This is a genomic window from Streptomyces avidinii (assembly GCF_045161815.1).
Lineage (GTDB): Bacteria > Actinomycetota > Actinomycetes > Streptomycetales > Streptomycetaceae > Streptomyces > Streptomyces avidinii.
This window is the reverse complement of the sequence record NZ_CP108863.1, coordinates 8,719,958-8,734,673: the sequence shown is the minus strand read 5'-3', so window position 1 is coordinate 8,734,673 and position 14,716 is coordinate 8,719,958. Positions and strand designations below refer to the sequence as shown.

Annotated in this window: 11 protein-coding genes; 4 read left to right on the top strand and 7 right to left on the bottom strand. The window is 70.8% G+C overall.

Annotation, left to right across the window (positions count from 1 at the left end; genetic code table 11):
* The first annotated feature begins 98 nt into the window (after positions 1-98).
* On the top strand, positions 99-1,208 hold the full coding sequence (locus OG373_RS39770; RefSeq protein WP_405443772.1) for an ABC transporter substrate-binding protein: 1,110 nt from the start codon (positions 99-101) through the stop codon (positions 1,206-1,208).
* Between the two features lie 99 nt (positions 1,209-1,307).
* Here OG373_RS39770 and OG373_RS39765 read toward each other — a convergent pair whose 3' ends face one another.
* Together OG373_RS39765 and OG373_RS39760 are read right to left on the bottom strand one after the other, a co-directional pair.
* Positions 1,308-2,060, bottom strand: coding sequence for an amino acid ABC transporter ATP-binding protein (locus OG373_RS39765; RefSeq protein WP_405444369.1), 753 nt, complete (start codon positions 2,058-2,060; stop codon positions 1,308-1,310).
* 23 nt (positions 2,061-2,083) lie between these two features.
* On the bottom strand, positions 2,084-3,043 hold the full coding sequence (locus tag OG373_RS39760) for an ABC transporter substrate-binding protein (protein ID WP_405443771.1): 960 nt from the start codon (positions 3,041-3,043) through the stop codon (positions 2,084-2,086).
* Positions 3,044-3,737: 694 nt separating this feature from the next.
* Between OG373_RS39760 and OG373_RS39755 the strand changes: the two genes are divergently transcribed.
* Positions 3,738-4,850: an amino acid ABC transporter permease gene (locus tag OG373_RS39755; RefSeq protein WP_405443770.1), complete on the top strand. Its 1,113-nt coding sequence runs from the start codon at positions 3,738-3,740 to the stop codon at positions 4,848-4,850.
* 771 nt (positions 4,851-5,621) lie between these two features.
* Positions 5,622-6,341 (top strand): DUF1775 domain-containing protein, encoded by a 720-nt coding sequence (locus OG373_RS39750; RefSeq protein WP_405443769.1) that lies wholly within the window; start codon positions 5,622-5,624, stop codon positions 6,339-6,341.
* Between the two features lie 106 nt (positions 6,342-6,447).
* Here the strand turns inward: OG373_RS39750 and OG373_RS39745 are convergent, their stop codons facing one another.
* From OG373_RS39745 to OG373_RS39735, 3 genes are all read right to left on the bottom strand, one after another.
* The gene (locus OG373_RS39745; RefSeq protein ID WP_405443768.1) at positions 6,448-8,352 is read right to left on the bottom strand and encodes a copper resistance CopC/CopD family protein; all 1,905 of its coding nucleotides are present in this window, start codon (positions 8,350-8,352) and stop codon (positions 6,448-6,450) included.
* A gap of 305 nt (positions 8,353-8,657) precedes the next feature.
* Positions 8,658-9,260: a TetR/AcrR family transcriptional regulator gene (locus OG373_RS39740; protein WP_405443767.1), complete on the bottom strand. Its 603-nt coding sequence runs from the start codon at positions 9,258-9,260 to the stop codon at positions 8,658-8,660.
* Complete coding sequence (locus OG373_RS39735) at positions 9,257-10,381, bottom strand: saccharopine dehydrogenase (protein ID WP_405443765.1); 1,125 nt, start codon at positions 10,379-10,381, stop codon at positions 9,257-9,259. Before OG373_RS39735 ends, OG373_RS39740 begins: the two co-directional genes overlap by 4 nt.
* A gap of 288 nt (positions 10,382-10,669) precedes the next feature.
* Here OG373_RS39735 and OG373_RS39730 point away from each other — a divergent pair, with 288 nt between their 5' ends.
* Positions 10,670-11,749 carry a lytic polysaccharide monooxygenase auxiliary activity family 9 protein gene (locus OG373_RS39730; protein WP_405443763.1) on the top strand — a complete coding sequence of 360 codons (1,080 nt, stop codon included), beginning with the start codon at positions 10,670-10,672 and terminating at the stop codon, positions 11,747-11,749.
* A 107-nt stretch (positions 11,750-11,856) separates the two neighbouring features.
* On the opposite strand, the gene OG373_RS39725 is transcribed toward OG373_RS39730, so the two are convergent.
* Together OG373_RS39725 and OG373_RS39720 are read right to left on the bottom strand one after the other, a co-directional pair.
* Positions 11,857-13,740, bottom strand: coding sequence for a PAS domain S-box protein (locus OG373_RS39725; RefSeq protein WP_405443761.1), 1,884 nt, complete (start codon positions 13,738-13,740; stop codon positions 11,857-11,859).
* Positions 13,741-13,916: 176 nt separating this feature from the next.
* The gene (locus OG373_RS39720; RefSeq protein WP_405443760.1) at positions 13,917-14,651 is read right to left on the bottom strand and encodes a translation initiation factor IF-2; all 735 of its coding nucleotides are present in this window, start codon (positions 14,649-14,651) and stop codon (positions 13,917-13,919) included.
* Positions 14,652-14,716: the final 65 nt, after the last annotated feature.

Genomic DNA, 14,716 nt, shown 5'->3' with positions numbered 1-14,716 from the left:
CGCAGGCGCCGGCCGGGAGCGGGGTGTCCTGTGTGCCGATGGCTTTGCGCCGCCCATCTCCGTATCTCTCTGAACACCTTCCGTGAAAGGACACTCCCGTGTCTGCCGCCAGACCGATCACCCTCCTGCGCGCCATCGCCGTCACAGCGGCGCTTCCCCTGCTGCTCACCGCCTGCGGCTACGGTTCCGAGGCGAAGAAGGACGAACCGAAGGCCGCGGACGCCGCCGACGCCGGCAAGAAGCTCTCCGCCGCCGAGGTCCGCATCGGGTACTTCCCGAACCTGACGCACGCCACCGCACTCGTCGGCCTCCAGGAAGGCCTGATCGAGAAGGAACTGAACGGCACCAAGGTCAAGCCGCAGTCCTTCAACGCCGGCCCGTCCGAGATCGAAGCCCTCAACGGCGGCTCTCTCGACATCGGCTTCATCGGCCCCTCCCCCTCGATCAACGGCTACGTCAAGTCCAAGGGCTCCAACCTGCGGATCATCTCCGGATCCGCCTCCGGCGGCGTCAAGCTCGTCGTCAACCCCGACAGGATCAAGAGCCTCGACGACCTCAAGGGCAAGAAGATCGCCACCCCGCAGAAGGGGAACACGCAGGACGTCGCGTTCCTCAACTGGATCTCCGAGAAGGGCTGGACGGTCGACCCCGAGTCCGGCAAGGGCGACGTCTCCGTCGTCCGCACCGACAACAAGGTCACCCCCGATGCCTTCAAGCAGGGCTCCATCGACGGCGCCTGGGTCCCCGAACCCACCGCCTCCAAGCTCGTCTCCGACGGCGGCTCCGTCCTCCTCGACGAGACCGCCCTGTGGCCCGACAAGAAGTTCGTGATCACGAACATCATCGTGTCCCAGAAGTTCCTCAAGGAGCACCCGGACGTCGTCGAAGCGGTCCTCAAGGGCACCGTCAAGACCAACGAGTGGATCAACGCCAACCCGGACAGGGCCAAGGCCTCCGCCAACGCCAAGCTCCAGGCCGACAGCGGCAAGGCACTCGACGCCAAGGTCATCGACCCCGCGTGGCCCAGCATCGCCATCACCGACGACCCGCTGGCCGCCACCCTCAAGACCCAGTCCGAGTGGGCCGTCAAGGCCAAGCTCATCGAGCAGCCCGACCTCGCCGGCATCTACGACCTCACGCTCCTGAACAAGGTGCTCAAGGCCGCCGGCAAGCCCGAGGTCTCCGACGCCGGACTCGGCACCAAGTAACCCCGCAATCCAGCAACCCCAGGAGGTGACGACCATGGCCGGTTCGTCACTATCCTGGGGCTTCGGCGTGCGGGAAGTCCACCCTGCGCGACGCCGCGGTCAGAGGACCTTGGAGAGGAAGGCGCGGGTGCGGACGTGCCGCGGGTCGTCCAGGACGGCCGCGGGCGGCCCCTGTTCGACGACGGCTCCGCCGTCCATGAACACGACGGTATCGGCGACCTCGCGGGCGAAACCGATCTCGTGCGTCACGACGATCATGGTGGTTCCGGCGCGGGCCAGGTCCTTGATGACGTCCAGGACCTCACCGACCAGCTCCGGATCGAGGGCCGAGGTCGGCTCGTCGAAGAGCAGTACCTTGGGCTCGAGGGCGAGCGCGCGGGCGATGGCCACGCGCTGCTGCTGCCCGCCGGACAACTGCAGCGGATAGGCGCCGGCCTTGTCGGTGAGACCGACGCGGTCCAGCAGCCGGCGGGCCGTCGCCTCCGCCTCCTGACGCGGGCGGTGCAGCACGGAGACCGGGGCCTCGACGAGGTTGTCCAGTACGGTGAGGTGCGGGAAGAGATTGAAGGACTGGAAGACGAACCCGATGCGGGTGCGCTGTCGCAGAACCTCCTTCTCCTTCAACTCGTACAGCTTGCCGCGGGAGCTGCGGTAGCCGATGAGGTCGCCGTCGACGCTGATCCAGCCACGATTGACCTTCTCCAAGTGGTTGATGGTGCGCAGGAGCGTGGACTTCCCCGACCCGGAAGGGCCGAGGATGACGGTGACTTCACCGGCGCGGACCAACAGGTCGACGCCGCGCAGCACTTCCTGTGGCCCGAAGCTCTTGTGAACACCGCGCACCTCGACCATGACGTCACTCACGGAATCTCCCCTCACGGGTGCTCGGCCGGGTTGACCTGCGACGTCTCGATCGCGGAGGCGGTGGTACCCCACTTCTTGAGGATCCGCGCGTAAGTGCCGTTCCTGATCAGCTCGTTGACGGCGGCCTGGAGGGCGGGGGTGAGCGGGGAGCCCTTCTTGAAGGCGAACCCGACGTCGAGGCGGTGGTACTCGCCGAGGAAGGCGGTCTGCGCGGCGGGCTGTGCGCCCTGGTGGCGCAGGCCGTTGATCGTCGACATGACGACGTCGATCCGGCCCTGCTGGAGGGCGGTGGTGACGGCCCCGGTCTCGGAGAAGACCTTCACCTCGTACGGCTTCTTGCCGGCGGCGGCGCAGACGCCCTTCTGCCCGGTGAGGGTCTTCTCGAACGTCGTGCCCGCGCCGGTGCCGATGGTCAGTCCGCACAACTGGGTGAGGTCGGAGACCTGCGTGGTCAGGGTGGTGTTGCCCGTCCTGACCGCGAACCCCTGCCCGTCGTTGATGTAGGTGACGAAGTCGATGGTCTTCAGGCGTTCGGTGGTGACGCCGAAGTTGCCCGTGCCGAAGTCGTACTTGCCGCTGCCGAGGGCGGGCAGGATGGTCTCGAAGGAGGCGTCCTGGCGCTCCAGCTTCACGCCGAGCACCTTGGCCACCGCCTCGGCGATGTCGATGTCCTGGCCCGCGGGCGGTTTGTCCTGCCCGTTCGGGTAGTACGCCGCGGGAGGGGCTCCGACGGAACTGCCGACCCGCAGGGTGCCCGTCTTGCGTACCTCGGCGGGCAGCAGGGCGGCGACCGAGTCCACGGGCCGTACGCCCGCGACGGGGTCGTCGGCCGGCGCGGAGGGCACCTGGGCACCCGGGACGGCCGGTGCTCCGCCGCCGGAGCCGCAGGCTGTCACGGCCAGGAGGGGCAGCAGGGCGAGGGCGGCGGCGGTGCGCAGGCGGGTGGGGATCCCGTTCCCGGGGAGGCTCACAGCGGGAAGACCTTTCCATTGCGGGGCGTGGTACCGAGGTGCGGCAGGGTGCCCGGGCGGGACGTGCGTGCCGGGGAGGTCACCCGCGCACCGCCGTGAGGGGCTGGTGGGAGTCGTCTGCGAGGACGTGTGGGTCGATGAGGGCGTGACGACGCGGAGCGTCGGGAGGGTCGGTACGGCGGCAGCGCACGCCCCGGCTCGCAGCGGTGCGCCTGTACGGCTCACGGCCCGCGTCCGGTGGTGGTGCGAAGGGAGATCTCGGCCCGCGACGGGGTTACCGAGGGAGGGAAGGGCCGATCAGACAGCCCACTGCCGCGTCAGGCGCAACACGCCGCGGACCACACCCGACCGAAGTCGATGTAGTCGCGCGAGACAAGGCGCTGACGGGCATTCATGTGACTACTTGAGCAGTACAAGCGGCTCTTCGTCAAGCAAAGGCCGGATGCCGAACCGCCTCGGCCGCCCGGGCCCCGCGTGGTTGACAGGGCCGGGCCGTAAGCGCTTACGATCGGCCACGGAGCGGCCCCGCCCATACGGCAGGCCCTCTGCCCGCGTTGAGGGACGCGGTGGGCGTGACGACACGAGTACCCCTTTCCCGGCAGCACCGCAACCGCACGGATCCCGTGCCGTACTTCCGCGTGCCGTGCCGCCGGGTGGTCGTCCACACCCGCACCCCTCCCTGGAGACCCTCCCCATGGCCACCCCGCCCGATGTCACCGATCACGCCGACGTGCCCGACACCACCACCACCGCTGCCCGCGCCGGGGCAGCCGCCCTCCTGGCGAAGCCTTCCGGGGCGCACGGCATCCCCGGGACCGAGCTGCCGCCGATCGTGCCGCGTCGGCACATCGGCCGCCGGCTGTCCGCCGCCGCCGCACTGCTGGTCCTCGCGCTGGTACTGGCCTCCGTCATCCGCAACGAAGCCTTCCAGTGGGGCGTGGTGGGACGGTACTTCACCACCGCCGCCGTGCTCGACGGGCTGCTGCTCACCCTGTGGCTGACCGGCGCGGTGATGGTGCTCGGGTTCCTGTTCGGCACCGTGCTGGCGGTCATGCGCCTGTCGGCCAACCCGGTGCTCCGGACGTTGAGTTGGGGATACGTGTGGATCTTCCGGTCCACACCGCTGCTGGTACAGCTGCTGTTCTGGTTCAACATCGGCGCCCTGTACCCCACGCTCGGCCTCGGTATCCCGTACGGACCCCAGCTCTTCACCATCGAAACGGTGAACCTGCTCGGCCCGACCCTCACCGCCGTCATCGGCCTGACCCTGCACGAATCCGCGTACGCCGCCGAGGTGGTGCGCGGCGGCATCCTCTCCGTGGACCCCGGCCAGACCGAGGCCGCCCAGGCACTGGGCCTGAGCAGGCGACGCACCCTGCGCCGGATCGTGGTTCCCCAGGCGATGCGGTCGATCGTGCCGACCGCCGGGAACATGCTGATCGGCACGCTCAAGGGCACCAGCATCGTCAGTGTGCTGGCCGTGCACGACCTGCTGTACTCGGTACAGCTGACCTACAACCAGAACTACCAGGTGATCCCGCTGCTGATGGTCGCCACCCTCTGGTACATCGCCGTCACGACCGTGCTGAGCGCGGGCCAGTACTACGTCGAGCGGTACTACGCGCGCGGAAGTTCCCGCGGCATACCGCCCACGCCGCCGCAGCGGCTGCGCATCCGGCTGACCTCCCTGCGCGCCCGGCTGCACACCCTGACCGCCCCGGGGAGGGTCCGTCCGGGATCCGGTCCGGTTCCGGTTCCCGTTCCAGAACGTAGCGACGCGGACCCGGGAAAACTGCTCCGCAATTGACAGTTGGGGGCCGACCGCAACGGTGTGCGGCCGATGATGGCCCCGACATGGCCGATGCCCGTGCGGGGATGCGCTCCTGTCCGCAGCCTGCGTGGCGGAGCGGACGGTGGTTGCGGGCTGCCGTGTTCACACTGCTCAGCGCGGCGCTGGCGGTCGTAGGCCATCACCTGGCGGCGCAGGACACGGTTTCCTGGCGGCGGGCGACGGTCGGGGTGCTGGCCGCCTTCGCTCTTTCCTGGCCGGTGGCCCGTCGACCCCTGCCCGGCCGGTACGTGCTCGCGGCGACGGGGCTGGCACAGCTCCTCCTGCACGGTGCTCTGTCCCTGCAGAGGCAGAGGCATGTACGTGACGGGCATGCCGGAGCACACGACGGTGTGCTGGAGGTCGGGCACACCTCGCACCATGCGGCGTGGGCCATGACGGCTGCTCATTGCGTGGCCGCATGCGTGATGGCCCTGCTCATGCACCGGGCGGATCAAGTGCTGAGCCGTGTGCCGGAGATGGTGGGCCGCTGGGCCCAGTCGGCGGTTGCGGCTGCCGTCGCGGCTTTCGGTGCCGGCCGCCGGCCATGGTTCCGGCCCGGCCTGCGGTCGGTGATACCCGCCCCGCTCAGCGGGCTTGCCGTACGGCCGACGGTGATGACGATGCTCTGTCACGCGGTGGTGCGACGGGGGCCTCCTGCCGGATGCGCAGGAGACGCTCCCCCAATCCTGGCCGGCCCCTCACCCGCACGGTGAGGACCGTCCCGCGTACCGAGAGGGTTCCTCCATCATGAACGGATCACACATCCGTCTCCACCTGCGCCGGCTGGCCTTCGTGGCCGTTGCCTCCCTGGCGGCCCTGGGCGTGGCTGCCGGGCCGGCCGCCGCGCACGCCGAGGTCACGGCCTCCGATCCGCGCGCGCTCGCCGAGAACGTCACGTTGTCCTTCACCTCCGAGGCGGAGTCGGACACCGCGGGCATCGCGGAGTTGCGGGTCGTACTCCCGAAGGGCATCGCTCCGGACGCCGTGACACTCAAGGACGCTCCCAAGGAGTGGAAGCTGACGGCCACCCCGGACGGGTACGCGATCGGTGGCCCGGCCCTGGCCACCGGCACCGATGCCGAGTACAGCATCACCGTGCGCCAGCTGCCCGACGAGAAGTCCCTGGCGTTCAAGACGCTGGAGACCTACAGCGACGGAACGATCTCCCGCTGGATCGAGGTGCCCACCAGCGGCGAGAAGGTCGACAACCCGGCTCCGTTGCTCGAACTGAAGGCGGCGGCCCCCGGTGCCAGGCTGATCGCCCCGAGTCCGACGCCGTCTCCGGCGCCGAGCACCGTCCCCTCTGCCCAGGTGTTGGCGGCGACCCCGGCGGCTCCCGTCGAGGCGGCGAGCGCGGAGGAGGCCGGCAGCAGTACCGGCACCGTCGTCGGCGTGGTCGCGGCCGTGCTCCTGCTCGTCGCTGCCGGCGCCTTCTGGTGGATGCGCCGCAACAGTGGCGGGGCCTGACAGGAAGGGCGGCCGGGGCCGGGGCGTCGCACGCGTGTGGCGGCCCCGGCACCGGCACCGGTCTCCGCTCCGTCCCCGCGATGGCTACGTGATGACCAGGTGATGACTACGTGATGCGGACGGTATCGCGCACGGTGACCTGATCGATGTCGGTGGTGCGCACGGTGACGTTCAGGGTCCAGACCCCTGGCATCGGCAGCCGCAGGTCGTAGGCCGCCCAGTACCCCTTCTGATTCTTCAGCTTGGCGTCCAGCGGGCCGATCCCGAGGTCGTCCTGGGTAAGGGTGAGGCGGAGTTCGGGGACGGTGGCGAGGCCGCCGTCCGCGGTGAACACGATGGCCTCGACCGTGTTCTCGCCGACGCGTCCCGGCGCGAGCGTGATCTGCACCGTGCCCCTCTTGTTGGCCGTCCCCATCTCGAACGGGACTGTGACCACCTTCGCCTGTGGCTCCTGCGCGGTGGCCGTCGGTGCCCTGTCGGCGGCGGCGCGGCTGGGCTGGGTTCCGGTGAGCAAGGTCGTGATCGCCAGGACCACGACACCGAGTACGGCCTCGGCGGCCACCGTGCGGCGCAGGCTGCGCCGGTACCCGTCGGTCTCGGCGGCGGGCGGCTCGGTGTCGTCGCCCGGCTCACCCCCTGCTGGTGTACCGGATGTGCTGCCGGGTTCTGATCCCGTGGGGGAAGGCGGCGCACCGACCGTCTGTACGACCCTGACCCGCTCGGGCTCGGGCACGGCCGGCGGTTCCGCGGCCGGGGACGACCCCTCGTGGACGAGGCGGGCTGTCCAACGGCGGGAGAAGTACGCCACCCCCAGCACGAGAACCACTGCGGCGATCTTCACGGCGAGGATCCTGCCGAACGACGTGGTGGAGAGCGCCTCCCACGAGCCGACCTGCCGCCAGGACTGGTACGTCCCCGTGCCGACCAGCACGGCAATGGCGGTGAAGGCCAGGGTGGAGAAGCGCCCGATCGCGGATGCCGGGACAGCACTGCTGCCGGGCTCTCGGCGCCGGAGGAGGATCGCCAGCGTGATCAGGCCGCCCAGCCAGACCCCCATGGCCAGCAGGTGCAGCACGGAGACGGGAATGGCCAGCGGCACCTGGATGCCGGCGGAGGCATGTTCCGCGGAGGCCCAAGTGAACGCCAGGGCCAGGGCGAGCGCTGCCCCGGCCAGGCGGACAGGGGCGCCGACGTCATCCGGCACCTTTCCGTCATCGTGCCGGTCGAGTAGTACGGCCAGCCGTTTCAGCAGCACCGCGGCACCGGCGAGCAGAACAAGCCGAGCGATCAGTGCGATCCCGGGTCTCCCGGTGACGGTTCGGCCCAGCCGCGACAGGTCGAACGCGGAGGTCAGCGCGCCGGCCGTCTCGTACGGGCCGCGGAGCAACAAGAGGGCCACGGTCGACGCCGCCAGTGCCACCCAGCCGACTGCCAGCAGTCTGCGCACGGCACGAACCGCGCCTGCGGTGGGCCAGCACACGAGGACGAAGGCGGCAGCTCCGACCAGCAGGGCCAGTCCGCTGTAGGCGACATAGCGCAGGAAGCCGTACAGGCGCCCGGCCGCCGTGTCCTCGAGGGATCCGGTCGCCACCACGACGGTGGTGTCGGACGGTTTGCCGATGGAGAAGATGAACGCGCCCGAGATCGGGTGGCCATCGGCGGAGACGACGCGCCAGGCCACCGTGTAGGTGCCCTGGGGAAGCTCGTCGGACAGCTCCACCCGTGCGGTGTTGTCCTTGCCGTCCACGTGCTGGGCCGGGCGTGGGTTCGCCCGCTCATTCTCCGGAGACAGCACTCTCAGTGAGTCGTCGGAGAAGCTGACCGACTCCGTGAAGGTGAGTGTGACCTGTTGCGGAGCCGCCTGGAGGACGCTGCCGTCCGCAGGGTCGGAAGCGCTGAGGCCGGCGTGCGCGAAGGCCGATCCCGCCCCGCCGAGGACCAGGGCGAGTACGGCTGCGACCAGCGCGAGGACGGTCAGGGACGTCCTCGCGGCAGGCGATCCGGTGTGCATGAACAGTCAGTCTCCGAGGTGGCGGTCGTCAGCGGTGCACCGCAGCCCGCAACTCGGCCGTTCGGAGCAGAAGTTGGAGGGTCGGGCCCACCGGGACGACAGGACGGACTCTGGCAGGGCTGGAGGTCATGAGGAGATGTGGACGATAGTGCTGCCGGCCTCGGGACGGAGCTGGTTAAGCAACTTCGGCTAAAGGACGGCACGGAAGGGCCCCGCTCGGAGTGCATTCCTGTAGGCGGCCGGCGCGCTCCGGCCGCCGGTCGTCATGTTCCGCCCGCCCGGAGCAAGCGCCGTTCGGTCGGGGCTCAGGGGCTGACGGCACCCCCGAGCAGCGTGAGCGCGGTCTCGCGCAGGCGGGCGTCGGCGCCGGCGGTCCGGCGGCCGGTGATGCCGGAGCGGAACAGGGCGGCCCCCTCCATCAGCATGACGAACACCTCGGCCCTGTGCTGTGCTTCGGCCTCGCTCAGGCCCGGCGCGTGGTCCCGGACGAACGCGGCGACGTGCGTGACGTACTGGTCGTAGAAGGCGCGGACCGCCGCGGCCGCTTCCTCGTCGTGGGCCGCCAGTGCCCACACCTCGGTGAACAGCAGCACCAGGCGCGGGTCGTCGTGGTCGGAGAGGACGGCGTCGAGCAGGGCTTCGCGGTCGGCGCCGTGTGTACGCGCGACGGTGAGGGCGGTGACCCGTTCCAGGGACGAGGCGAGGATGCGGTCGAGGAGCGCCGACAGGAGGGCGGAACGGGCCGGGAAGTAGTACTGGAGGTGGCCCAGCCGGACGCCGGCCTCCTCGGCGACGGCCCGCAGGGTCAGTTCGGACCCGCCGGAGCTCGTGAGGACGCGCTCGGCCGCGTCGAGGAGAGCCGTACGCCGCTGGCGGCCCTTGGAGGTCGGTCCGGCTGCGGCGCTCATGCGGCGGCCCGCGTTCCGGCCCGCCCGCGGCCCGTGACGACGGCGTCGTTCTCATCGAGGGCGAGGCCGACCCCGTGTGCGGTGAGCAGCTCGGCCACGCGGGCGGGGTTCGGGTGCTGCTCGGGGAACACCACGCCCCGGGGGGCGGGGGAACCGTCGGTCCCGAGGACGCGGCGCAGGCCCAGGACGGCCCCGACCGCCGTCAGGTGGTGCTGGCCGAGCGGGTCGGTGACGGTCGCGGTACGGGTGTGCCCGCGATGGGTGACGTCCACGCGCAGCCGGGCCGTTCCGCCGTCGCCCGGCGAGTGGAGCAGGGCCCTGCGTGCGGGGGCCCAGCGTTCCCCGCCGGCCCATCGGAAGAATCCTGTGCCCCGCAGGGCGAGGAGGGCCCGGGTCGCGGCCGGGGAACTGAATCCGATGCGGGTGGCTGCGGTGGTGGTGCCGAGGGTCAGCGGCAGGGTGAACTGTTCCGGGGTGTCGATGCGGGCGACGCGTACGGGTGTTCCGTCGATGCGGACCGTACGGGACTCCGTCATCGGGGAGGCGAGCCGGCGCCTCCCGCCGTCCACCACCTCGAACGCCACACCCAGCCGGTCCATGAACTCGACGGAGTCCGCCCCGGCCCGGTCGGCCATGTCCCACCGCACGGCGATCTCGACCTGCTCGGCGCCGCCCAGCTCCTCGGCCAGCGCGGCCGCCACCAGGCTGCTGACCCCGCCCATCCAGGCGGAGGACAGCAGCACCGGGGCGGCCGGACGGTGCAGGGCGGCGACGGTGACGGCCCGCTGCAGGCGGCCCGTCCACCGGGTGATGTCGACGTAGGGCACACCGGCGGCCGCGGCGGCGATCAGCACCCGGTCCTCGGGGTCGTTGACCGAGCTGATGACAGCCCGGACGCCCGCCCGGAAGGGGGAGGGGTCCGCCAGGTTCCAGGCACGGACCTCGCCCCCGACCTCGGCGGCCAGCGCCTCGCCCCGGTCGGGGTTGCGGCCGGTGAGCAGGGTGGGGGTGTCCACAGCCAGGATGCGGGCGATCTCGGCGCCGACGGTGCCGTATCCGCCGGTGATCAGTACCGGGCCGGAGGGGTCCGGGCGCAGCTCGTCGTGCGGTTCGGTGATCATGTCCCAGAGTTTAGGTCAGATGACCTAAAAATGCGATCCTCCTTCGATTCGTGCGGAGCCGGTACCGACTCCCGCGCGGGCGGCCCGCAACTCGCGGCGCAGCCGGGGAGGCACGCTGAGCCCTCCGGGTGACGGTCCGGCAGCAGAAACGATCACTTGTGCGGCGCGGGCGAACAACCGTGCCGGGGCCCGCAAGGATCAAGAAGCCAAGATCCTCTTTCTTCGACGGAGAAGCAGCATGGCTGTGCGCTCCGCTGGTCTCCTTCGAAGCCTGACGAGAAGGACTTCATGAGCAGCAGCACCGACATCCAGGCACCCTCCGGGCTCCTGGCCGACATCAAGCACCGATCCGACGGCCACCACCAGGTGTTCGGCATCCACCTGCGGTGGCAGATCGGCGACAACCGGCCCGACCACGGGGCCTGGCCCCCGCCGTCCGACTGGAACGAGGGCAACGCCCCCTACCCGCACGTCTACGAGGTGTGGATCAACGGTCAGGCACGGCAGACGGTGTACCTCCACTGGCCGGCCTGGGACTGGTCCCCGTCCAACTCCCACTGGGTGGACCTGGGCGAGGAACCCGACCCCCAGTACCGGGTGAAGATCCGGGCCAAGGTCGACGGCTCGTTCACCGCGTTCACCAACGAGGTCACCGTGGCCACGAGCGCTGCGGTGCCCTGGTCCGCCCCTCAACAGGCTCGGGGCGCGCAGTCCGGCGCCACCCCCGCTCCCCGACACGGCACGATGAACGACCCGCGCAGCCGGGCCGCCGCCGCGATCAGGGACGAGGACCCGTCTGTGATCTGTGCGAAGGCCCGGGCCGAGAACACCAGCACCACCTGGCAGGAGGTGCTGCCGGGGGCGGACCGGATGCTGGCCGACTACCCCTGGAACCACGCCCTGCGGTATCTGGAGTACCGGAAGTTCTTCGAGGGCAACACCGTCGCGTCCACCGGGAACCCGGCGTTCGCGGGTCTCGACCTGGTGCCCGGCGCGGATCTCGGCGACTGGCCCACGACCCGGCTGGATGCCTCCGCCGAAAGCCACACGTTCTCGTACGACTACACGGCCTATCACACGGACGAGACCTGGTCGCACCGCTGGTTCCTCACCCGCGACGGGTGGGATCCCCGCCGCGGACTCTCGTGGGAGGACCTGGAGCCCGTTCCGTTCCTGGTCGAGGTCCAGGGGGCGCACCGTGAGGAGGACTCCACCCATTGGGAGTTCGCCACCCTCCCGACCCGGAGCGGGCGGGCCGCGATCGTGCATGTCTGGGGCGGTCACGGCGGCCCGGACACCCCTGACGGCGCTAACGGCGGCAAGTCCGGGGAGTTCTTCCTGTCCGTGTGCGACGTGGTATTCCACTGACGCCTTCCGGATCCACCTGCCCGGTCGGGGGCCGCGGAGCGGGTGAGGTTCCATGAGCGGGGCGGCCGCGCGAAGCCGCGGCCGCCCCCTCGCGTCACCCATGACGCTCACTGTCGGCGACGCGGTGAGGGCAACGGCAGGGAGAACCAGACCGCCTTGCCCTCCGCTGTCGGTAGGGTGCCCCAGGATCTGGCGAGGGAGTCGACGAGGAGCAGGCCCCGGCCCGATTCCGCGTCCGGGGCGGCGAAGCGGGCCTGGGGAAGCACCGGGCTTCCGTCGCAGACCTCGACGCCCAGTTCTCGACCGGCCTGCCGCAGCCTGAGCCGTACGGGCCCGCTGCCGTGGCGGACGGCGTTGGAAAGCAGCTCGGAGGCCAGCAGGCAGGCCGTCTCACACAGTTGCTCGTCGTCCTTGCCCCACTCCGCCAGGGTGGCGCGCAGGAAGCGGCGGCCTTCGGCCACGCTGCTCGGGGCGGCGTCCAGGACGACGCTCCGCGCGGTGGCGGGTGTTTCGGGGATGCGGACCAGGAGCAGGGTGACGTCGTCCGGGTTGTCGTTGGCATCCGGGAGCAGATCCGTCAGCAACCGGTCCGCCGCGCCCTCCAGGGATGCGGTCGTCGCGAGGCTCTTCTCCAGCGCCGCGGCGAGCCCGTCGACCTGCCCTTCGATGTCGCTGCCCGGTGTCTCCACCAGGCCGTCCGTGTACAGCGCCAGCACCGAGCCCGGCTCGACGGCGTGCCGACTCTCGTGGTGGGGCACCTCGCCGACCCCGAGCGGCACGCTCACCTCGACCGGCAACCGGCTCACCTCGCCGCCCGGAGCGGCCAGCAGGACCGGCAGATGGCCGGCCGAACAAACGGTGATCTCGGCCGCGTCCGCGTCCACGACGAGGTAGCAACAGGTGACGAACTGGTCCGGGAGTTCACTGACCACCGCGTCGAGGGCACGCATCAGCTGCCAGGGCGGCATCCCGGTCTTGGCCAGCGCGTGGGAGGCGGACCGCAGTTGCCCCATGACCGCAGCAGCGTCCAGCCCGCGCCCCATCACATCGCCGATCATCACGCCGACGCGGCCGCCACCCAGCGGGATCAGGTCGAACCAGTCCCCACCCACACCGGCGCCCTGCCGGGCGGGGAAGTAGCGGCTCGCAGTCGGCATCCCCGGCACGTCCGGCGGTGAACCCATGAGACTGCGCTGGAGGGTGAGAGCGACGTGGCGCTGCTGCTCGTAGAGCGCGGCGAGCATCTCCTCGGCGGCCTTGCGCTCCGTGACGTCGCGGATGGCCGCGGAGACGAGCGTCCCGTCGGGGGTCTCCAGGGGGCTCAGGCTGATCTCGACCGGGAACTCGCGCCCGTCCCGGCACAGCCCGTACAGCTCAAGCCCCGCCCCCATCGGCCTGACCTGCCGGTTGACGAAGTAGCCGTTGCGGAAGTCGGAATGGTGGCCGCGGAACCGGTGGGGTACGAGCACCTCGACGGGCCGCCCCAGCAGTTCCTCGCGCGCATATGCGAAGAGCGCCTCGGTCTGGGCGTTGACCAGCTGGATGATGCCCCTCTCATCGACGATCACCATCGCGTCGGGGGCCGCCTCCAGGAGGGCCCGGAACCGTTCCTCGGCTGCCCGGCGCTCGCTGACGTCCCGCACGGCCGCCGAGATCAGCAGCCCCTCGGGGGTCTCCAGCGGGCTCAGGCTGATCTCCACGGGAAACTCGCGCCCGTCCCGGCACAGCCCGTACAGCTCCAGCCCCGCCCCCATCGGGCGCACCTGGCGGCTGGCCGCGTAGCCCAGCCGGTGGCTGGGATGCTGACCGCGGAACCGCTCGGGAACCAGCACCTCGATGGGCCGCCCCAGGAGTTCCTCCCGCGGGAAGCCGAACAGGGCCTCGGTCTGGGCGTTGACCAGGCGGATCACCCCGGCGTCGTCCACGATCACCATCGCGTCCGGTGCCGCTTCCAGCAGAGCCCTGAAAGGCTCTTCGGTCGTCGCTGCCATGCTGCGCCTCGCACTCGCCGGATCCCGCAGAGGGGGACATCCGACCATGCGGCCGAAAACCCCACCCCTGCTTGACCGGAATCCATCCACAATTGACCGGCTGCGAACGGACCCGCGGTACACCAGCGGGGCATGCCCGGGGATCAACCGGTGAGCAGCCCTCACCGGCGCCCCGTTCAGTGCGGTGACGGTTTCGGGTCCAGGGCGTTGCCGACGGCGCAGCCGCCCTCTCCGGGCATTCGCTGGATCCGGGGCGGCACCCACACCTCGGTGGCGCCGGGGCCCACGCGGGCCAGCAGACAGTCCTGTGCGTCGAAGCCGTTGCCCTGCACCGACAGGAGAACGCCGACCCGGCCGCCGTCCGCCTTCACCTCGGTACGGATCGCCGGATCCAGGTTCAGAGCGGTGAGCGTTCCCCGCACCTCGGCCTCGTCCACCTGACCGTCCTCCGGCACCCGGGGAAGTTTCGCGCGGAGCTCCTCGTACGGCAGCCTGGGCGGTTCGGGCGGCGGAGCGAAGGTCAGCGCAGGCCCGTCCGGGCAGTCCACGTCACGGGGATCCTCGTCCCACTCCGACTCGGGTGACACCCGCAGCGTGAAACAGCGCCGCACGACGACCTCCTCGGGCGCGAGCCACCCCCCGGACGCCGAACCGGACGTACGGACGACCACGTCGACGCCCTTCCCGGTGCGTGTCGAGGTACCCGTCACCCGCAATACCTCGACCCCGTCGACGCCGGAAGCGGAGCGCCCGACTTCCTCCGCCGTGCGCGGACGCTGACCGTAGAGACGCCGGCCCGCCTTCCTGGCCACCTCCCGTGCAGCGTCCGTCGCCTCGTCCTCGGAGGACTGCACCACCCCGCAGCCGACGGTGAGCAGCAACAACGTTACGAGCAGCAGCAGTCGACGCATGCGCCCACCCTTCCGGCGCCGCGCGCGGCGGGCAACCCCTCGCATACTCAGACCGGAGTAGGTGA